At 69.6% G+C, this 19,410-nt stretch carries 16 protein-coding genes, 5 pseudogenes and 1 riboswitch; of the genes and pseudogenes, 12 read left to right on the top strand and 9 right to left on the bottom strand.

Translation table 11 applies throughout. The features are described 5' to 3' along the window. Positions 1–675 precede the first annotated feature (675 nt). A riboswitch (cyclic di-AMP (ydaO/yuaA leader) is annotated at positions 676–836 on the top strand. 4 nt (positions 837–840) lie between these two features. The 3 genes and pseudogenes from FEF34_RS05050 to FEF34_RS05040 all read left to right on the top strand — a co-directional run. Continuing rightward, positions 841–1,833 (top strand): M23 family metallopeptidase, encoded by a 993-nt coding sequence (locus FEF34_RS05050; RefSeq protein WP_138052032.1) that lies wholly within the window; start codon positions 841–843, stop codon positions 1,831–1,833. Positions 1,834–2,056: 223 nt separating this feature from the next. Next, positions 2,057–2,848 carry an SGNH/GDSL hydrolase family protein gene (locus FEF34_RS05045; RefSeq protein WP_138052031.1) on the top strand — a complete coding sequence of 264 codons (792 nt, stop codon included), beginning with the start codon at positions 2,057–2,059 and terminating at the stop codon, positions 2,846–2,848. Positions 2,849–2,957: 109 nt separating this feature from the next. Further along, a pseudogene (locus FEF34_RS05040) lies at positions 2,958–3,518 on the top strand (DUF6745 domain-containing protein); the annotation flags it as partial. Here the strand turns inward: FEF34_RS05040 and FEF34_RS05035 are convergent. From FEF34_RS05035 to FEF34_RS05020, 4 genes are all read right to left on the bottom strand, one after another. Next, positions 3,509–4,426: a carbohydrate kinase family protein gene (locus tag FEF34_RS05035; protein ID WP_138052030.1), complete on the bottom strand. Its 918-nt coding sequence runs from the start codon at positions 4,424–4,426 to the stop codon at positions 3,509–3,511. The pseudogene FEF34_RS05040 and the gene FEF34_RS05035 sit on opposite strands and share 10 nt — an antisense overlap. Before the next feature lie 30 nt (positions 4,427–4,456). Further along, positions 4,457–5,077: a TetR/AcrR family transcriptional regulator gene (locus FEF34_RS05030; RefSeq protein ID WP_171052829.1), complete on the bottom strand. Its 621-nt coding sequence runs from the start codon at positions 5,075–5,077 to the stop codon at positions 4,457–4,459. A gap of 184 nt (positions 5,078–5,261) precedes the next feature. Continuing rightward, positions 5,262–6,449 carry a glutamate dehydrogenase gene (locus tag FEF34_RS05025; RefSeq protein ID WP_138052029.1) on the bottom strand — a complete coding sequence of 396 codons (1,188 nt, stop codon included), beginning with the start codon at positions 6,447–6,449 and terminating at the stop codon, positions 5,262–5,264. 65 nt (positions 6,450–6,514) lie between these two features. After that, the gene (locus tag FEF34_RS05020; RefSeq protein WP_138052028.1) at positions 6,515–7,102 is read right to left on the bottom strand and encodes a carboxymuconolactone decarboxylase family protein; all 588 of its coding nucleotides are present in this window, start codon (positions 7,100–7,102) and stop codon (positions 6,515–6,517) included. A gap of 209 nt (positions 7,103–7,311) precedes the next feature. Between FEF34_RS05020 and FEF34_RS05015 the strand changes: the two genes are divergently transcribed. Beyond that, positions 7,312–8,556 carry an MBL fold metallo-hydrolase gene (locus tag FEF34_RS05015; RefSeq protein WP_407698255.1) on the top strand — a complete coding sequence of 415 codons (1,245 nt, stop codon included), beginning with the start codon at positions 7,312–7,314 and terminating at the stop codon, positions 8,554–8,556. A 454-nt stretch (positions 8,557–9,010) separates the two neighbouring features. Here FEF34_RS05015 and FEF34_RS05010 read toward each other — a convergent pair whose 3' ends face one another. Next, entirely contained in the window at positions 9,011–9,424 is a 414-nt protein-coding gene (locus FEF34_RS05010) for a hypothetical protein (RefSeq protein WP_138052027.1), read from the bottom strand. Positions 9,425–9,570: 146 nt separating this feature from the next. On the opposite strand from FEF34_RS05010, the pseudogene FEF34_RS05005 reads away from it, so the two are divergent. After that, positions 9,571–10,167: pseudogene (locus FEF34_RS05005) on the top strand (transposase); the annotation flags it as partial. Between the two features lie 146 nt (positions 10,168–10,313). Here FEF34_RS05005 and FEF34_RS05000 read toward each other — a convergent pair. After that, on the bottom strand, positions 10,314–11,477 hold the full coding sequence (locus FEF34_RS05000) for an IS701 family transposase (RefSeq protein WP_138051846.1): 1,164 nt from the start codon (positions 11,475–11,477) through the stop codon (positions 10,314–10,316). A gap of 78 nt (positions 11,478–11,555) precedes the next feature. On the opposite strand from FEF34_RS05000, the pseudogene FEF34_RS04995 reads away from it, so the two are divergent. The 7 genes and pseudogenes from FEF34_RS04995 to FEF34_RS04960 form a co-directional block, all read left to right on the top strand. Further along, positions 11,556–12,406 (top strand): annotated as a pseudogene (locus tag FEF34_RS04995) (transposase); the annotation flags it as partial. A 280-nt stretch (positions 12,407–12,686) separates the two neighbouring features. Further along, positions 12,687–13,148, top strand: coding sequence for a hypothetical protein (locus FEF34_RS04990; protein WP_138052026.1), 462 nt, complete (start codon positions 12,687–12,689; stop codon positions 13,146–13,148). Between the two features lie 9 nt (positions 13,149–13,157). Then, a complete protein-coding gene (locus tag FEF34_RS04985) occupies positions 13,158–15,404 on the top strand; it encodes a DUF6571 family protein (protein WP_138052025.1) in 2,247 nt (748 codons plus the stop codon). Positions 15,405–15,407: 3 nt separating this feature from the next. Beyond that, positions 15,408–15,989 carry a hypothetical protein gene (locus FEF34_RS04980; RefSeq protein WP_138052024.1) on the top strand — a complete coding sequence of 194 codons (582 nt, stop codon included), beginning with the start codon at positions 15,408–15,410 and terminating at the stop codon, positions 15,987–15,989. Between the two features lie 46 nt (positions 15,990–16,035). Continuing rightward, positions 16,036–16,533 carry a hypothetical protein gene (locus FEF34_RS04975; protein ID WP_138052023.1) on the top strand — a complete coding sequence of 166 codons (498 nt, stop codon included), beginning with the start codon at positions 16,036–16,038 and terminating at the stop codon, positions 16,531–16,533. Between the two features lie 326 nt (positions 16,534–16,859). Next, positions 16,860–17,213, top strand: coding sequence for a hypothetical protein (locus tag FEF34_RS04965; RefSeq protein ID WP_138052022.1), 354 nt, complete (start codon positions 16,860–16,862; stop codon positions 17,211–17,213). A 238-nt stretch (positions 17,214–17,451) separates the two neighbouring features. Then, positions 17,452–17,799, top strand: a pseudogene (locus tag FEF34_RS04960) (MBL fold metallo-hydrolase); the annotation flags it as partial. A gap of 328 nt (positions 17,800–18,127) precedes the next feature. Here FEF34_RS04960 and FEF34_RS04955 read toward each other — a convergent pair. From FEF34_RS04955 to FEF34_RS42595, 3 genes and pseudogenes are all read right to left on the bottom strand, one after another. Beyond that, on the bottom strand, positions 18,128–18,391 hold the full coding sequence (locus FEF34_RS04955) for an IS3 family transposase (protein WP_138052021.1): 264 nt from the start codon (positions 18,389–18,391) through the stop codon (positions 18,128–18,130). A 412-nt stretch (positions 18,392–18,803) separates the two neighbouring features. Further along, a complete protein-coding gene (locus FEF34_RS04950; protein ID WP_234043056.1) occupies positions 18,804–19,040 on the bottom strand; it encodes an IS3 family transposase in 237 nt (78 codons plus the stop codon). Positions 19,041–19,203: 163 nt separating this feature from the next. Continuing rightward, positions 19,204–19,404: pseudogene (locus FEF34_RS42595) on the bottom strand (transposase family protein); the annotation flags it as partial. Between the last annotated feature and the right edge of the window lie 6 nt (positions 19,405–19,410).

The raw sequence follows: 19,410 nt of genomic DNA, 5'->3' as shown, positions 1-19,410 counted from the left end.
ACGGCCGGGTCCGGCTCCTGCCCGGCGCGAGGAGCGGCTACTCACCGTTCCCGACCGACCGGGACGAACTCCTCCGTCCGCACCGGCGGGCCGCCCACCGAGTGGGCCGACGCGGCCGCGGAGGACCCGGCGGCGGGCGCGTCGGTGCGGGCGGAGGCGATGGGCGTGGAGCTCTTCGTGGTCGACGACGCCCGGCTCGGGCGGCGGACGGGCGACCGGGCCGGAGCGGGGGCTGGACCCGAACCCGGTCTGTTCCCCGCGGGGCCGAGGCCGCTCGCCGAGTGGGGTCAACCTCGGCAATTCAGTGGTTGCGGGAATGGAATTCCGCCCAGACGAGTGAAAGCCGCTTTCTGTGTCACTCGCACACTTGAATATATTGCGTCCGCAATGAGCGATGTGTCCGAATTGACTATTTTGGGGCGTCGCGTCCTGATTGGGAAAGGGGGTGGTGGCCACCCGTGAGCTGAATCATATCCGTGACGTTCCGTGGGGTGTGCGACGGCCCAACTCCCTTGTCCGTGCGGAAATCGAAGATCCGTAATCCACGGAGCGTGACCGGGAAATGTGGGCTGATATCCGGCAGATCGATTCCCGGGCGAAATGACGGCTTGTTCGCGCTGACCCGACTCCCTTACGGTCACCGCAATCCGGTCGGAACGCCTAATCCTGCCGCCGTCCGGAATATCGCACCCACCCACATGTGGCAGGAGCGGGGGACCCAGGTACTGCGCCGTTCCATGACCCCGGACGGCTCGGGGTGAAGCCGCGCCCACGGCGCGGCCGGGCAGCTCCAGCCCGAACCCGACAGCTCACCTCGCAGGCGGCGGAGAGGAATGCGCCATGCCCGGTAAGGGGAAGCACCGCCGTCCGAGGACCAGCCCGTTCAGGCGCGGATTCGTCGCCGCCGGCACGGGCGGAGCCGCCATCGCCATCCCGTTCATCGGTGCCGCCGGCGCGAACGCCGCCGGGCAGTCCGCGCCCGCCGCCGGGCATGCCGCCCCGACCGTGCACAAGACCGTCGTCCCCCAGGCGCCGCAGGCCGGCAAGGCGGCCAAGGCCTACACCGTCGTGGCGGGTGACCACCTGTCGAAGATCGCCGCCGAGCAGGACGTCGCGGGCGGCTGGAAGAAGCTCTACGCCGACAACCGTGCTGCCGTCGGTGAGAACCCCTCGCTGATCCACCCGGGTCTGAAGCTCAGCCTCCACGCCGGGCCGAAGGCCGCTGCCGACGCGAAGCCGCAGGCGAAGACCCAGTCGAAGGCCGAGGCCAAGGCGAAGGCGAAGTCCCCGGCGAAGGCCAAGGTCGAAGCCGAGAAGCCGGTCGCCTCCGCCGAGCGCGCCTCCCGCACCGCCGAGCGCGGCGCCTCGGCTCCCGCGGCCGCTCCCGTCCAGGCTCCTGCCGCCGGTGCCGCCGTCGCGAACATCCCCTCGGGCTACTTCGCCCCGGTGGTCGGCGGCGTCAGCACCGCCTACAAGACCGCCGGTGCCTTGTGGTCCAGTGGCTACCACACCGGTGTGGACTTCATCGCTCCCACCGGCACGTCCGTGAAGGCCGTCGGCCCCGGTACCGTCGTCTCGGCGGGCTGGAGCGGTGCGTACGGCAACGAGGTCGTCATCAAGCACCACGACGGCACCTACTCGCAGTACGCCCACCTCTCCCGGCTCTCCATCTCCTCCGGCGAGAGCGTCACGGGCGGCCAGCAGATCGGCCTGTCCGGCTCGACCGGCAACTCCACGGGCCCGCACCTGCACTTCGAGATCCGCACCAGCCCCGGTTACGGGTCGGACATCGACCCGCTGGCCTACCTGCGCGAGCACGGGGTCACGATCTGACGTCGCGTCGGTACCTCGCGAGGCGTCCTCGTCCGCCGGCCCCGCGCAGGGGGCCGGCGGACGGCTTCGTTCCTGGCCCCGGCCGGTGTCGGTGAAAGGCGGCGGGGTGGGTCCGACGGCTGTTCCCGCTTTGCCGAAAACTGACCTGGTGGTCTATGTCACGCGTCGTCAACCCCTCCCTACGGTGGCGTAGGCCACTTCGAGAGGTGAATGATGGCTCGACGTGGCAGATGATTCGCGATCAAGAGCAAAGGACTCCTTCGGGTCGTACGCGGCGATCGGTGACAGCTTCACCGAGGGCGTCGGAGACCCCGGACCCGACAGCCGGTTCGTCGGCTGGGCGGACCGTCTCGCGGTCCTACTGGACGACCGCCTACCCGAACACACCTTCCGCTACGCCAATCTCGCCGTACGCGGCAGGCTCCTGGACCAGATCGTCGAGGAGCAGGTCCCGCGCGCCAGGGAACTCGCCCCCGACCTGGTGACGTTCTGCGCCGGAGGGAACGACATCATCCGGCCCGGCAGCGACCCCGACGACGTCGCCGAACGCTTCGAGCGGGCCGTCGCCGACCTCGCCGCCTCCGTGGGCACGGTGATGGTGACGACCGGCTTCGACACCCGCGGGGTGCCCGTGCTCCGCCACCTCCGGGGCAAGATCGCCACGTACACGGCACACGTCCGTGCCATCGCCGACCGCTACGACTGCCCCGTCCTCGACCTCTGGTCGCTCAAGTCCGTGCAGGACAGGCGGGCCTGGGACACCGACCGGCTGCACCTCTCGCCCGAGGGGCACACACGCGTGGCACTGCGCGCGGCGCAGGTGCTCGGTCTGGACGTGCCCGCCGACCCGGACCAGCCGTGGCCGCCGCTGCCGCCGCGCGGCGGCTACGAGGTCCGCCGCGACAACATCCAATGGGCCCGGGAGCACCTCGTGCCCTGGATCGGACGGCGCCTCCGGGGCGAGTCGTCCGGTGATCACGTGGAGCCGAAGCGCCCGGACCTTCTGCCGCTCTGATGCCCGAGACGTTGCGGGAAGGGGCGGCTCAGGGACCCGCGTCCGGGACCCGGAGTGAGCCCGGGACCGGGACCGCGCCGCGCGGTGCCCGGCTCCGGGCGCTCCCGAAGCCGGGGACGGCCGCAGCGACCGGCTCGCCGGCCTGGCCCGGGTGGCGGAGCACGCGGGCCGGTGGTGGCCGTTCGAGCAGGCGGTGGTGATCTGCGAGCGCCCCGTGGAACTGCACCGTGACGAGGCCGGCCGGCTCGACCGGGGCGATGGTCCGGCGCTCGCGTTCCGGGACGGCTTCGCACTCCACGCCTGGCGCGGCATGCCCGTCCCTGCCGAGTTCCTGGCCGGACCGGCCTCACTCACGCCGGAGCGCATACGCACCGAGGAGAACGCCGAGCTACGCCGAGTGCTGCTGGAGTTCTACGGCTTCGAACGCTATCTGACCGAGTCGGGCGCCCGGCCGGTGCGCCGTGACGAGACCGGGTGTCTGTGGCGGATCGCGCTCGCCGACGACGAGGACGTCACGATGGTGGAAGTGGTCAACTCCACGCCCGAGCCGGACGGTACGCACAAGACGTACTGGCTGCGGGTGCCGCCCACGGTCCGGACCGCCAAGGAGGGAGTCGCCTGGACCTTCGGGCTGGACGCAGAGACGTACGCTCCGGTGCGTCAGACCTGAGCGGACACCAGACCCTCGCGACCGATCAGCGCCGAACTGCCGTGCCCCGTACAGGCGTATGCTCCGGCGACCGCGCCCAGCCGTGCGCAGTCCTCCACCCCGCGGCCCGCCAGCCGACCGTAGAGGAAGCCGGAGACGTACGCGTCGCCCGCGCCGTTGGAGTCCACCACCGGTGCGGGCGGCACCGTCGCCGGTATGGGGCGGGGCGTACGACCGCCGTCGCGGGTCATCAGGTACGAGCCTCCGGCCCCGGCCGTGGCCACGACCGCCTCCGCACGGCCCTCGCGCAGGATCTCCCGCATCACCGAGGCGATCCGCTCGCCGGCGCCGGCAGCGCTCAGGAACACCACGTCGGAGCGCAGTGCGAACTCCCGGTGGTAGTCGTCCACTCCGTCCCAGTCGTGGAGGTCGGTCGACACGGGCACCCCGAGCTCCGAGACGTCGTCGTACAGGAACCGGGCGAAGTTCATGATCGACAGATGGACGTGGCGGGCCCGCCGCAGATGCGGGAGGTAGAAATCCCGTGGCATCCGCAGCCCACCCGGGTCGCGGGTGTCGTAGAACGACATCCTGCGGCCCGTGTCGTCGACCAGGTTCACCGCACGCCGGGTTCCGGTGGCGGAGACCAGATACTCGAAGTCCACACCGCCGTCGGCCAGCCGCTTCCGCACCTGTCCGCCCGGCAGGTCGTCGCCGATGAAGTCCAGGAAGGTCACGCCGAGTCCGAGCGCCCGGCAGCCGAGGGCGACGTTGCCGCCGGTGTGGCCAGCCCACTCCCGGATCGGCGGCACCCCGACGGAGTCGGCCCTGGGTACCGGAAGCGACCCGACCCGCACGACCGTGTCGACCCCGCTGCCACCGACCACGAGTACGTCGAGGGCGGACTGTTCCGTGCTCTGCGCCGACACCGTATTCCTCTCCGTGCACCTGCCCGTGCGCTAAGCACTCTGCCGGGTCAACGCCTCGCGGTCGAGCCCCAGTTCCCGTGCGAGTGCCTCCTCGACCCACTCGAGCATGGCCGTCCGGCTGAACGAGCCCGCGTACGACGTCGTCTGCACGGCGAGGCCGTCGAGCAGTGCCGTCAGTCGCCAGGCCGCCGACGACGGATCCGCGCAGTGGAACTCGCCGGCCGCCGCGCCCTCCGCGATGACCGCCGTGAGCTCGGTCTTCCACTGGCGGTCGAGATCGCGCGCCACATCGCGCAGGGCGGGCTCCCGCAGCGCCGCCGCCCAGCCCTCGATCCACAGCCGCCACCCCTTGGCCTGACCGGTCGGGGCGTACCAGCGGACGGCGGTGCGCAGCCGCCGCACCGCCGAGGTCCGGCGGCCGAGGATCTTGCGCAGATGCGCCAGATCGCTCTCCGCCGCGTAGGCGAAGGCGGCGGCGACAAGTCTCTCCTTCGACGAGAAGTGGTACAGCACCAGGGCGTTGCTCACACCGAGTGCGGATGCGACGTCGGCGATCCGGACGGCGGCCACCCCACGTGCCTCGATCTGCTCCACGGCGGCACGCAGCAGTTCCTCTCGCCGCTCCGCCACGCTCAACCGCACTCTCGCCACCCGGTCACCCTAGTCGCTGCGGGCAGGGTCGAAGGAGGCGGATTCCCGGGCACAACCGGGGCCCGTGACGAGGCTGGAGCTCCCGGAAGGAGCGGCGCCCCACGGCTGGCGGCCTCGGACCGGGGAGACGAGCCTCGTCGCACGGCACGATTGCCGGGCAAGTGGCCATGGCTCGGCAGCCCTTCTACCGGAGGTACGGGCCGAAGCGTTCCGCGATCCGCGGGAGTCGGTCGGCCACGATCGCGTGGGCCGCTGCGCGCGGGGTCGTGCCGTCCGCTTCCGCGCGTGCGAGCATCCGGTCGACCAGGGCGCACATCGACCGTCGTGTGCGGTCGAACGCCTCGTCCGCGTCAGCGCCGATGTCACCGAAGAGGGTCCACCACCACCAGGCGTTCGTCCCCGAATTCACGACGACGTCCGGGAGCACGGTGACGCCCCGTGCCCGCAGCAGTTCCTCCGCCTCGGGGAGGACCGGCATGTTGGCCGCCTCCGCGATCCAACGCGCCCGGATCACGGACTGGTTGGCCGAGTCGACGGCGTAGGAGACCGCCGCGGGCACCAGGACCTCCGCGTCCGCCGAGAGCCAGGCGTCACCGGGCAGTTCGAGGTCGCCGGGGCGCAGCGCCGCACGGTCCACCGTTCCGAAGGAGTCCCGCGCGGTGAGCAGCGCTTCCACGTCGAGGCCGCCCGGGTGGGCGATCGTCCCCTTGACGTCGGCCACGGCCACGACCCGCAGACCGGCGCGGGAGAGGAAGCGCGCCGTTGCCCCGCCCATCGTGCCGAAGCCCTGCACCGAGACCCGGGCCCCCTCGTGGGGTACGCCCGCGCGTCCCAGGGCCGTGAGCACGGACTCGGCGACCCCGCAGCCCCCGACCAGTTCGTCGAGCCCGATTCCGTCGACATCGAGGGCGAACGCCTCGGCCAGCCGCCGGCGCGCCGCAGTCTCGTCGTCGAGCAGCGGATACACGGCCTGCACAGTCGAGACCAGCCCGGCCTCGGCGGCGGCCTCGTCGACGAGGTCCTGGGTGAGCCCGAGGTCCTCGCCGGTGGTCCACATGTGCTCGATGTACGGCCGCATCGCCCGTAGGTAGCGGACCAGCACGCCGTACGCCTCCGGGGACGTCGGGTCGCAGTCGATCCCGCCCTTCGCGCCGCCGAGCGGGAGGTACCTGCCCTCCGGGTCGTAGTGGAGGGCCTCCTTCATGGTCATGCCCCGAGCCAGCCCCGCGACCTCGTCCAGGGTGCAGCCCTCGCGCATCCGCAGCCCGCCACTGCACACCCCGCGCACGAGCCGGTCGATCACGAGGTACCCCCGCCGCCCGGTGACGTGGTCGGTCCAGGTGAGCGAGACAAGCGGGCTGGAGTCGGACACGAAGGCCTCCGGATACGACAACGGACTGAACCGTCGGTCAGTATCTGGACGCCGTCGGTCACCTGTCAACGCGCCTCACCCGAGGTTCCCGCCCCGGCCGCCCCCGCCCCCGGCACCTCGCACTGGTCCTTGAAGCCCTGACTGGTCAGGCCGAGCGCGGAGTTCATCCGCGACCGCAGGTTCTCCACCGCGACCATCGCCGTGAGCTCCACGTACGCCGCCTCGCCCAGGGCCGCCAGCAGCCGCGCGGCCGACTCGTCGGCGACCACCGGAGGAGTGGCCGACATGGCCTCCGCGTACTCCATCACGTCGCGCTCCAGCGGCGTGTACGCGTCGCTCTCCCGCCACACCGGCACGTCGCGTACCTTGCGGACGTCCATACCGCGCCGCTCGTTCTCCCAGTACCCGAAGTCCATGCACCAGCTGCAGCCGATCGAGGCGGCCGACGCCATCACGGCCAGCGCCTTGAGGTCGGCGTCCAGCCGGTCCCACCTCGCGAGCGCGAGCTCGAACCGCAGGTCGGAGCGGAGCACCTTCGGATTGTGGCCGAGCGCTTTCGCGGGGTCGAGGACCCTCCCGTACGTCCGCCTGGAGTACCACTCCATCGCGCGGTAGAAGAGCGTGCGGGGCGGGGAGAGGGAGATGCGGGCCATGGCGGGCTCCTCGGTCGTAGGTCCGTGCTTCACCCCTACGACGGACGGGGTGGTGCCGGATGTGACACACGCCCATCGCGGCCCCGGCATTTTTCCCCGGCCTCGTACGTTTCCTCTGCCGTGGACGCCCGCCGTCCCGTTCCACGGACCCCGGCGTCCGGGCGAGCATCCACCGATAATGGAACGAACCGAAGACCTCAGGAGGTCCCGTGACCGGCGCAGGTTCCCCGCACTCGCTGCGCTCCCGGCTGCGTTCGCTGCGGCCCGTTGCCTTCGGGGCCGACCCCGCCGGAGAGCGGATGGAGCGTATCCGCCGCTCGCCCCATTTCGCCGACGGCGTGTTCCAGAACCCCGTGGGAGCCCGGACCAGACCGTCCGGATCGACACTCGAGTTCGCGAAGACCTACTTCCGGAAAGAGGCCCGGAGGCGCCGCGGCCCTGCCGGCCCGATACCCCTGCATCCGACCACACTCGAGGACCTCGCGCAGCCCCCCGTCTCCGGGCTGCGGCTCACCTGGATGGGCCACTCCAGCGTGCTTGCCGAGATCGACGGCAAGCGGGTGCTCTTCGACCCGGTCTGGGGCCGGCGCTGCTCACCGTTCGCGTTCGCCGGACCGAAGCGGCTCCACGCCGTGCCGCTGCCGCTGGCCGCGCTCGGCCCGGTCGACGTGGTCGTCATCTCCCACGACCACTACGACCACCTCGACCTGCCCGCGATCCGAGCTCTGACCTCGACGGACACGCTCTTCGCGGTGCCGCTGGGCGTGGGGGCGCACCTGGAGCGCTGGGGGGTCGCCGAGAGCCGCCTGAGGGAACTGGACTGGCACGAGTCGACGCAGGTGGACGGCCTGCGGCTGACCGCCACACCGGCCCGCCACTTCTGCGGCCGCGGGCTGCGCAACCAGCAGCACACGCTCTGGGCGTCCTGGGCCGTCGAAGGACCGTCCGGTCACCGGATCTACCACAGCGGTGACACGGGGTATTTCCCCGGCTTCCGGGACATCGGCCGGGAGCACGGGCCGTTCGACGCGACCATGATCCAGATCGGGGCTTACAGCGAGTACTGGCCCAAGAACCACACGGACTATACGCCGCTGCCTGGTGGGTGGCCAGACATTCACATGACCCCCGCGCAGGGGGTCCAGACCCACCTTGACCTGCAGGGAGGTGCCCCGTCCGGTGTGATGCTGCCGATCCACTGGGCGACCTTCAACCTGTCTCTGCACGCGTGGGCGGAGCCGGGGGAATGGACGAAGGACGCGGCGGAGGAGGCGGGGCAGGCGGTGGCGTTCCCGCGTCCTGGTGAGCCGTTCGAGCCGGTGAGGAAGCTGCCCGCGGATGCTTGGTGGCGTGGAGTGTCCCAGCCCATCGCTCATCCGTGGCGCCGGCCGAAGCTGACGCAGACGCCTGCCGGGACACCCGAGCACGATCTCGACCTGGCGGGCGATCGGTGACGTCGGATGAGGACGAGCTGGGCAGGGTCGTGACCCTGCTGGCTCGCCTTTCGGCCAAGGAGGGTGATCGTGCGCTGCGTACTCTGGATGGCCTCGTCCCGGCGGGAGCCTTCGGTGAGTGCCCAACGGTTCGTGCCCTTGCCGTCCAGGGCGGGTTCGTCCTCGGTTGTCGTCCGAACGCGCGTCGTGAGTTCATGAGCACGCACCCGGAGGTGCCTCGCTGGTTCGCCGGCGGGGCTCCTTCTTCGTCCTTCATCAGCTCACTCGGGTGCAAATGACGTATTGAGCTTCTTCGGCGCTGACGCTCCCGGGTGAGGGTGACTGCAGTGATGGTGGTCATGCGGTTGGGCCGCAGCAGACGACGCGAGTGCGGGAGCTGCTGGCGATGCCGGACGGCCGCCCCGTGCTCAGACTCGTCTGACGAGCTGCGCGCGGGACGGTGCGGTTCGGGTGATCAGGCTGCCTTGGGCTGGGAGCCGGCGAGGTCGTTTAGGACCGCGTTGACTACGGGCCAGCACATGTCCGGGGTGTCGCGGTCCCGGGCGTGAGCTTCCCGGATCTCGGCGCGGGGGTGTACGAAGTTGCGGTACTTGCGCAACTCGTGGCAGAGGCGTTCGACGTCGGCCCCGATCCAGCAGGCGTCGTGACAGGTCTTGATCAGGGTATCCAGGCTCACCCTGTCCGGGGACGTAGGGCCGAGCAGCGAGGCGTTGCGCTCGTGGACGACATGGACGAGGACGCCTTCGAGGAGGCTGCCGAGCATGATGATGGCGGCCACATGGGCGCCGTTGGCATAGCAGGTGCGGGCCGCGTCTGGGCGGTGTTGGAGGAGGCCGGCCATGTTCTGGTCCCTGATGAGGTTGGTCATGGCGGCTCTTAGCTAGTTCTTCAACCTCCGAGCTCGAACAGCGCGTCGTGCGACGTCACTCACCTGGGGATTCGCCGGACAGGCGGACGGCCCTCGCATGATCCTGCGTTCCGCCACGGAATCAGGTTCATACGAAGGCCGCAGAGGTGAGTTTGCTGCACGACGACGCCCGGCGCGATGCGTTCGACTTCGCGTCACACTTCCGGGAGGGCTCTACTCGTGCCCGTCCCGGCGCGGTGACACGCTGTTCGAGCTGTTCGACGCGATGCTGTGCGAGAACGGGCCGGTGACTGCGCCGGTGGATCTGACGTTGACGGCCGAGCATCGACGCGGGCATGGTGCGATGTACGACGCGCTGAACCGGGGGAAACGTGGATGCGCCGCGGTTGCGGCAGGTGCTGGCGGGGCTGCCGCAACCCGAGGCCACTGACGGGCGCTTGGTCCTGGCGGTGGACGTCACCCACTGGCTCCGACCCGATGCGCCGACCAATCCGGACCGCTTGTTCTGTCACGTCTACGGCCGCAGCGGCCGGTCCTCGGATCAGTTCGTGCCTGGCTGGCCCTACTCGTTCGTCGCCGCTTTGGAGCCGGGCCGGTCCTCATGGTGCCAGATCCTGGACGCGCTAAGGCTCGGGCCGACCGACGACGTCGCCGAGGTCACCGCGGCCCAGGTCCGTCGTGTGGTCGAGAACCTCATCGACATGGGCCGCTGGACGGTGGGCGACCGCGACATCCTGGTCGTCTTAGTACTGCAACCGCATGTGTGGGTCGTGGCCTCGGCGTTGGTAGTGGCAGCGGCGGGCTCGGGCTTGGCTACGGCGTCGGAAGTGTGACCAGCGCAGACGATGCTCGTTGGTGTGGCGTTGGGGTGTGATGACGACGTGCCCGATCATCCGGCGGATCTCCGGGACGCTGAGGGGTATGAGGCCTCGCTCGTCGTCTGGGCTGCCCCTTTTGCGGCTTCTGTGGCGCGGATGGCGGTCAGGTAGGCGAGGGCGGCCATCGCGAGGGTGATGTGCCGGTACCAGGCCCGGTAGAGACGGACCTGGTAGTGGTCCAGGCCGCATTCTCCCTTGGCGGTCTGGAAGCATTCCTCTACCTGCCATCGCGCTCCGGCGGTCCTGACCAGGTCTTTCAGCCGCGAGGTGACGGGCCCGTAGCAGACGTAGTAGGCGATCTCGGTGGGGTCGCTGATGTTGCGGCGGGCCAGGACCCAGTGCCCGAAACCGTCCACCCACTGGGCCCGGATCGCGATCCGGGCCCAGTCGTGGAATCGCTGGCCGTGCGCGCCCGCACCGGCGGAGATCCGCTTCCATGCCTGCCGGGGCAGGCGGGTGATCAGCGCACGGACCTCGGCGTCGGTGCCGTCGGCGGTGGTCACTGTGTCATTGACTTTGGTGGCCAGCACGTAGGCGACGTGCCGTTCCTCCAGCCAGGCCCGCAGGTGCTTGACCTGGCCGTATGCCTCATCTGCGGTGACCCAGGCGAAGGGGACGCGTGCGTCGATCGCGCGTTGCAGCATCCACTTGAAGTGCTCGATCTTCGTGGCGAACGGGACCTCGTCACCGATCCCGGCCGCCCGGCACCGCTCGCGGTCGTCCGTCCAGGAGACCGGGATGTACAGCTCGCGGTCGATCAAGGCCCGGCCCGCGGCGGAGGCATAGGCCAGGAACGTGCCGATCTGGCAGTTCTCCGTGCGTCCGGCCGTGCCGGAGTACTGCCGCTGGACTCCGGCTGACTTGACGCCCTTCTTCAAAAACCCGGTGTCGTCCCCGATCAGGACCGCATCCTTCGCTCCGATCGTCTCGACGACGAAGTCACGGATGTCGTCACGGACCGCGTGCTCGTCCCAGTCGGCGAAGTTCAGCAGTCTCTGGAAACCGTCCGGCCGACGCTGGCCGGCCTGCTCCGCCAGCGTCCACCCGTTCTTCTTCTCCAGCGGCGAGAGCAAGGTGGACAGGTAGTCCAGCGCCCGCTCACGCGGCTCCGACCTGCCAAAACGTCCTGCGAACCGGGCATGGAGACCAGCTATCCCGTCGGACCAGTCCTCGATCTGCGCGACCGTCAGCGATTCATCACACAGTCAGCCCAACGACCAACACGACACTCCGTCACGCCACATGCGGTTGCAGTATTAGACGCCGGCTACGACGCCCCACGCATGGCCTACCTGCTGGAAGGACTGCCTGTGGAGGTGCTGGGGCGGATGCGCACGGACCGCGTGATGCGCAAGCTCGTCCCGGTCCCGTGGGTCTCGCCGCCACAGGGCGGGCGGCCGCCCAAGCACGGCAAGGAGTTCCGCTTCGCCAGGCCCGACACCTGGGGCGAGCCCGATGCCGCGACCGTGCAGGTCACCGACCGCTACGGCACCGCCCGCGCGATGGCCTGGGACCGCATCCATCCCCGGCTGACCACCCGCTCCGCGTGGATTGACCACACCGGCGAACTGCCCGTCATCGAGGGCACCGTGATCCGGCTGGAGGTCGACCGCTTGCCTGGGGGCCACGACCCACTCCCCGTCTGGCTGTGGTCGTCGGCCACCGCCTGCCGGGCGATGACGTCGACCTGCGCTGACAGGCGTTCCTTCGCAGATTCGATCTCGAGCACACCTTCCGGATGATCAAACAGACGCTGGGCTGGACCCGTCCGAAACTTCGCACCCCCGAGGCGGCGGACCGGTGGACCTGGCTGGTCATCGCCGCCCACACGCAACTCCGCCTCACCCGGCCACTCGCCGCTGACCTCCGCCGCCCCTGGGAGAAGCCGGCCGAGCCCGGACGGCTCACCCCGGCCCGAGTCCGCCGAGGGTTCAGGAACCTCCGCAGCAACTTCCCCTGCCCGGCCCGTGCGCCGAAACCCAACAGACCCGGCCCCGGCAGACCGCTCGGCTCGAAGAACCGGCACCCCGCCACCCGCTACGACGTGGGCAAAACAGTCAAGCGGCCCAAGACCAAAGCCGAACGCCACGCGGTCGCACCATAAAGAACAAGCTCAGAGCCTGTCGTCAAACCCCTTGACCGTTCTGGGGACCGGTCGGGGACCAGTTGGGGACCGCGATCGAAGGTTCCCCACATACTCCCTGCCGTGTCTCGGCTCCGCGTCCATCGCTGATGTGGGCTTCTCTCGTGCGGGAGGAGTGAAGGTCGGCCAGGTCGGAAGTGCCCGTATGTATGATCGATTACTCTTGCTCGGCCTGTGGGCCCTGTGCGGTGCCCATGGCCGACGGCGCGATTCCGACCGTCAAGACGCGGGGGTGGCGACGATGTCGTTCGAGGGTGAGTGGGCCGCGGTCAAGGCGGCCGCCGCCATGAGACTGAACCAGGCCGGCGGTACGGGCGGCTCGACGCCGGCGAAGGGATCGGCGGACTACGTCATCGAGGATGACGACCTGGGTGCGATCGGCCACGCCGCGTACGGCCTGTTCAACGGGCTCCAGGCGGGCGGGAAGCACGCCGGCGCGGCGAGCGAGACCGCGGCGAGCGGCCTGAAGGGCGACGGCTTCGACGCGGGCGCCGCCCTGAGCGAGGTCAACGGGACCTGGGAGACACAGGTCAGGACCCTGCTCCAGGCATGTGCGCACATCTCCAACCACCTGAACTTCACGAAGAAGTCCGCGAAGGCCGACGACGACTGGATCGCGGCGCAGTTGCGCATCGTCGGCCCGGTCGCGCCCGGCGACGACGGAGCCGTACCGGTGTCCAAGATCAGTCAGTTCTTCCGGTAAGGAGCTCTCATGCCCACGTTCGAACAGCTCCTGAACGCCAAGCTGGGGCCGGCGCAGACCGCGGTAACCCAGTGGACGGAGATGATCGCCAAGCTGAATGCCCTCAAGACGGAGGCGTCGGCGATGAAGACGAAGGCGGATAAGTCGACCTGGCGGGGCGAGAACGCCTCGGTGACGAAGGGCTTCGTCACGAAGACGGCGAAGGAGTTCGGTGACGCGGTCACCGAGGCCGAGTCCGTCCGCGACCTCCTCCAGGACGCGCACACCCTGCTCAAGTCGGCCCAGGACGACCTGAAGGCGACGTACGAGAACCCTCCGCCGGGCATCACCATCTACCCCAACGGTGTGATCAGCCACCGCGTCCACCCGGACCGCCGGTCGGCCGACGGTACGGAACCGGTGGCCACCGAGGCGCAGTTCGAGGCGCTGCGCGGCAAGATCGAGGGCATCCTTAAGCGTGCCGCCGAGGCGGACGAGCTATGCGCCTGGGGCTTGCGCGCGCTGATCAAGAACCATCCGAACGACTTCGGTAGCACCGACCTCGGAGGAATCGCCGACGCGAAGAGGCTGCGCGAGGAGGAGAAGCAGCAGGCGGAGAACGGCCGGGAGGCCGCCAAGCTCTACGCCCGCTGGGAGCACCTCGACGACAAGGAGCGCGAGCGGCTGCTGAGGCTCGTGGAGGACGGCCAGGGATCGCCGGCGTTCTCCGCCGAGCTCATGACCAACCTCAGCTTCAACGGTCGGGAGCAGCAGGAGGCCGTACTTCTGCTGGCCAGCAGCCTGGAGCACGGCGGACGCGACGGCCAGCTCTCCGCGACCGACGCCCGCCTCTACCGGGCGCTGTCCGGGAGCCTCGCCACCGCCACAGGACCCGATTCGCCGCTCGGTTCCCCCGGCGGCGTCACCTCTGCCTGGACCGACCGCCTCATCGCCGTGGCCCGTGACGGCAACGGCCTTCCGAACCGGCACCCGGGGCAGCTGGGCGGCGGAGCGGCGGGGCTCAGCGCGCTGACCAAGCTGATGGCCGCGGACAACGACGGCCTGCAGGTCTACGACCCGAACAAGGACCCCAAGGAGAAGTCCTCGCCCTGGCAGAAGGACGAGGGCGACCCGGTGTACAGCGAGGCCTTCCTCACAGAGGTCGCCGAGACCATCCGGGACTGGGAGACGCACACGGACGACCCGTACGACGGCCATATGAAGAACTGGCAGGGCACGCAGGAGGACCCGATGAAGGGCCTGCTGAACGCCATGAGCCGCAACCCGTCCGCCGCCACCCACTACTTCGACCCGAACACCACCGACAACCTGAAGTACTTCCTGGACGACCGGAAGTGGCCCGGCGGCGAGGTCGAGAGCAAGATGCCGGGGGAGCTGCAGCACAGCTCGGCCCGAGCCGAGCTCGGTCTCGCGCTCGAGGCCGCCGCCACCGGCCGTGCCCCCGGCTCGCCGATGCACCCGGTGCCGGCTCACCACGACGGCGCCGAGACCGCGATCTTCGAGCGGGTGATGGGCGAGTACACGAAGGAGCTCAGGACGAACCAGAGCGCCATCCCCGTTTCCATGCGACTGCCGATGGCCGACATGATCGCCGACTACGGCTCCGACGTGCACCAGATCCTCGGCAAGAAGATGGACGGCCCGACCGACTTCAATCAGTTGGAGATCGACCGCGGCGACCTCACCCGGATCATCCGCTCCACGGCCGAGGACCCCAACGCCTTCAAGGCCATCCACGGTTCGCAGACCGCCGTGATCGGCGAGGGGCTGTCACGCTTCCCGGAGGAGTCCTTCCGCAAGGAGGACCCGGAGCTGCGGGCCTGGGTCAAGCAGTCCGCGTCGGCGCTCGGTCACCTCGACGGTGTGCGCGGCGACGTCATCTATGACCTGGGGCAGGCGGAGAAGGACGCCAACAACTGGAACAAGATGGTCAACTACCACGTGTATGGTGGGCTGCTGACTCCCATCCCGATCGTCGGCGATGGGGTCCAGCGCTCGATTGACTGGGGTCTGAGCGCGAACCTGAACGACGAGAACGCCAAGGTCGACGCCGCGACCCGCGAAAACATGATCAAGCATTACGACGAGGGCCAGAAGCAGATGTACGGCATGTTGCGCGGGATGGCGATACATCGCGGGCTCACGGAGACGGAGCTGGACAGGAGCCCCGGCGAGTTCGAGGACCACCTCCAGACGATCACCGAGCAGTGGTACCAGAACGGCATGGAAGACGCCGACAAGTCGATGGGCCAGTGACCGATGCACAAGAAGTGGCTGCCGCTGACCGTCGTGCTCGGCGTCGCCGGGGCTGCGGTCGTGACGGCGAGTATCTGGCCTGACGACGAGAAGAGACCGCCGCTGGCGCAGGCCCTGTGCCACGGGGCGCTCAGCCGGCAGACGGCCGAGCTGATCGACGACGGCAAGGGGGGCGAGGTCAGCGCGGAGGAGTGGGAGAGCAAGGGCAAGGGCAGTGACGACGCGGTGTTCAAGGCATGCGGAGTGATGCGCGCCAACCCCGGCAGCGACTCCCGCCGAGGAACCTTCAACCTGGTCATCGCGGACGAGCGGCATGACTCCGGTCCCCGGAAAGACTCCGTCCCCCTCGGTTCCGGATTCAAGGGCTGGGCGCTCCCCGAGGAGGCCAGGGCCGTGTTGCCCGACGGCTGCGCCGCCCGCATGGGCTCGACCGCCCCGTACATCACGGTGACCTTCATCGCGCCCTCGAAGAAGGGCGAGCAGCAGGAGAAGGAGCTCGTCGACAGCGACACCGCGATCCGCAACAGCGCGGCGATCGTTCGGGAGGCGGCCACGAACCTCGCACGCATCGCCGGCTGTGGGTGAACGCCGTGCGGACGGGGCCCGGTCGGGCTGATCCCGGATCGGAGTCATGGTGAGCCAGGAGCCGGTCTTCGTCAGGAGCGGGTGGGGAACGGGCCGGTACGTCTACAACCACCGCAACCCGGTCGGTCTCGCACTGATCGTCCTGGCGTCGCTCATCGCGCTCGGCGGGCTGTTCGGCATGCGGGCCGAGTCGACGTGGAGTGAGGGCGAGATCCGCGACGCCGTCCACAAGGGCGTCGCGGATCTGGACGGAAAGGGGCACTACACGAGTCTCGCGGGCGACCGTGGCTTCCTGATCGCCGAGGCGATCCAGGAGAGCGGTATCGGACCCGGGCACGGCGTCGAGACGCACAAGGAGGAGGCTGGCGGCTACACCGTCGGCACCGAGGACACCGACACCGAGTACTGCGTCCGCGTCACACTGACTCCGGACCCGGAGCCGCCCGTGGCCTTTCCGGGAACCGAGGACCTGCCGCCACCCGACCCGGACATGCTCGCCTTCTACGTCTCCCACGCGACCTTCAGCGAGGGCGCGTGCCGCTGACGCCGTCGACCGCTGAGCGCGAGCAGCCCCTCCGCATCGGTCGCCGTGGAGTGGGGCGGTCAGGTGAAGTTCCTGGTGAAGAACGCGTCCAGGGTGTCGAAGGGGATGCGGTCCTTGCGGTCGGCGCCCGCATGTCCGCGAAGCCGCATCCGGGCTCAACGGGTCCCCGCGCAGGCCGGGGCAGGGCGGCGGTGGCGCCGGGCCAGGACGAGGTGCGGATCAGAGTCAGGGCGGCGATGGCGGTGCCGACGACGGCGCGGCCGGTGGGGCCCAGGCCGGAGTCGAGGGTTCGGCCGGCGATCCCGGAGCCGATGGTGGTGCCGAGGTTGAACGCCGCGAAGGTCAGTGCTGAGGCGGAGGGTGGACGCCTGGCCGGCGTGGCGGACGGGCAGGGCCACCAGGACCGGATTGGCGCTGAGGCCGAAGAAGCCGAGCAGTGCGATCAGGACGATCACGGCGGGGGCGGAGCCTGCCAGCAGGACGACCGCCAGCAGGGGAAGCACCCCGTCCGCGGCGGCGGTGACAGTCACCATTTGCCTGCGACGGTCACCCAGACGGCCGCCCACGAGCGAGCCGGCCAGCGCACCGAGTCCGAAGCCGACGAGGACCAGCGGTACCAGTCCGGTGGCGAGACCGGCCCGGTCGGTCAGCAGCGGCGCGACGTAGGAGCACGCGGCTAGTGATCTGAGTCAGAGATTCGTCGGCAGTAGGCGGCGAATCTCTGACTCAGAGGCCGCGGGCCGGGGGGTGAGATGGGAGGCCACCTGTAGCAGTTTGGGGGTGGCGTCGGTGAGCTTCAGGGCGCCGCCGAGGGCCTGAAGCCAGCCTTTGGGCTCTGCTGAAGTTGTGGCTAATTGAGTCTGATAGAGCGTCATATGGCCCAAGAACCACACGGACTATACGCCGCTGCCTGGAGCCTGGCCAGACATTCACATGTCGCCGGCCCAGGGGGTGCAGGCCCATCTTGACCTGCAGGGAGGCAGTCCGGGCGGGGTTCTGCTGCCGATCCACTGGGGGACCTTCAACCTGGCGTTGCACGCGTGGGCGGAGCCGGGGGAGTGGACGAAGTACGAGGCCGAGGAGGCTGGTCAGGCGGTGGCGTTCCCGAGGCCGGGTGAGCCGTTCGAGCCGGCGGGGGAGCTGCCGGTGGAGGCGTGGTGGCGGGCGGTGTCCGGTCCGATCGCCAGTCCGTGGCGCCGTCCCCGGCGCGCTGAGGGTGTGGCCGAGACGAGCAAGGGTGATCTCGACCTTGCTGGTGAGCGGTGACGTCGGTCGGTGACGAGTTGGGAGACGGTCCAGATGTTGGAGCGTCTCCCGGCTGAGAAGCGCGATGGTGTTGTCCGGGCCCTGGACGGGGCGCCCAGGGCGGAGCATCAAGCCCCTGCTCAGAGCTTCAGGTCCTTGCCCTCCCTGGAAGACCCGTCTCGGATTGTCGTCCGAATACGCATCGTGGAGCGCTGAGCAAGGCCGTGTCTGGCAAAACGATCATGGTTCACGGAGTCAGAGGATGAGGGAGGCGAGTCGGAGGCCAGCGAGGTAGCGGGTGGCCACGGCTCGGAACTGAAGCCTCCCCGTGATCTTGGACAGGGTTCTGTCATGCGGTGAGGGCGTGCTCTGGCTTCGTTCCGTGGTGGCGCTGGCGGGTCTCGTGGGGCGTGAGGTAGCCCCAGTTGGGATGTATGCGCAGGCGCCTGCGGTTGTAGTAGGTCTCGATCTCGATGAACGTGAAGATGTCGGCTCGCGCACTCGCCCGGTCATTCCAGATGCGTGTGCCGATCTCCTCTTTGAGGACGGCGAAGAAACCGTCGGCGGCGGCGAAGCAGCTCCCGGTCCGCCCCATGCTCTGCCGTAGCCCCAACTCGCCCAGCCTGTCCCGGAACCGGGCCGAGGTGTACTCCCCGGACTCAAGCGGTCGGTGTGGATGATGCAGCCGTCCTCCAGGAGGCCCAGGCCGGCGGCCAAGTCCAGGGCGTCGACGACCAGGCCAGCGCGGTGGTGATCGGCCATCGAGTAACCGATCACCTCACGGGTCGCCAGATCGAGCCGGGCCGCCAGGCACAGCCAGCCCTCGGCGGTGAGGACACAGGTGATGTCGCCGACCACCCGCAGGCGCGGGGCGGTAGCGGTGAAATCGCGCCCGATCAGGTCCGGAGCGGGAGCGGCCTTGCGGTCGGCGCGGGTGGGGCTGCGACGCCTGGTGCGACGCCTGGTGCGGCGGCTGTGATCGGCGATACGGTGTTCGCGCATGAGCCGCTCGACGCGCTTGCGGTTCACTGGGCGCCCCGGCGGCGCAGTTCGGCGTGCACCCGGGGAACGCCGTACGTCCTCTTCGACGCGACGCGGATGACGGTGATCTCTTGGACCAGGGCGAGGTCCTCGCGCTCGGGCACCCCGCGGGCCTGCTTGCCGGCTTCCCAGGCGTAGTACGAGGAGCGGGCCACGCCGAGGACGGCGCACAGCAGGACAACTGTGAATTGGGCCTTCTCCACGCAGATGAACCGGTACATCTCGCTCACCGGTCCCTCTCCTTCGCGAAAAAGGCCGTCGCTTTTTCAGAATCTCGATCGTCTTGGCCTGCTCGGCGGCGAGCTTGCACAGTCGCTTGAGTCTCTCCCGCTGCGTCTTGAGTCTCAGGCCGGGCCAATCGGGCACCGCGAATCCGCGGGCCGCCGACAGCGGGCGGACCTGCCGGATCGCCTCAGAGAGGGTGAAGCGGTCCACCGTCAAGAGCTCGGCGAGGGCCTCGTGCGGCAGTTGGTGTCGCAGGTGGACCAGGGTGACGAGCAGCCGGTCGTAGAAGACCAGCTTCGGCTTACGGCCGGCCCCTTCCGCCTGCTTGCCGCGCGGGCCCAGGTCAGCCTCACAACTCACCCAACC

The organism is Streptomyces marianii (assembly GCF_005795905.1).
Classification (GTDB): Bacteria; Actinomycetota; Actinomycetes; order Streptomycetales; family Streptomycetaceae; genus Streptomyces; species Streptomyces marianii.
This window is presented reverse-complemented; position numbering and strand designations above follow the sequence as displayed.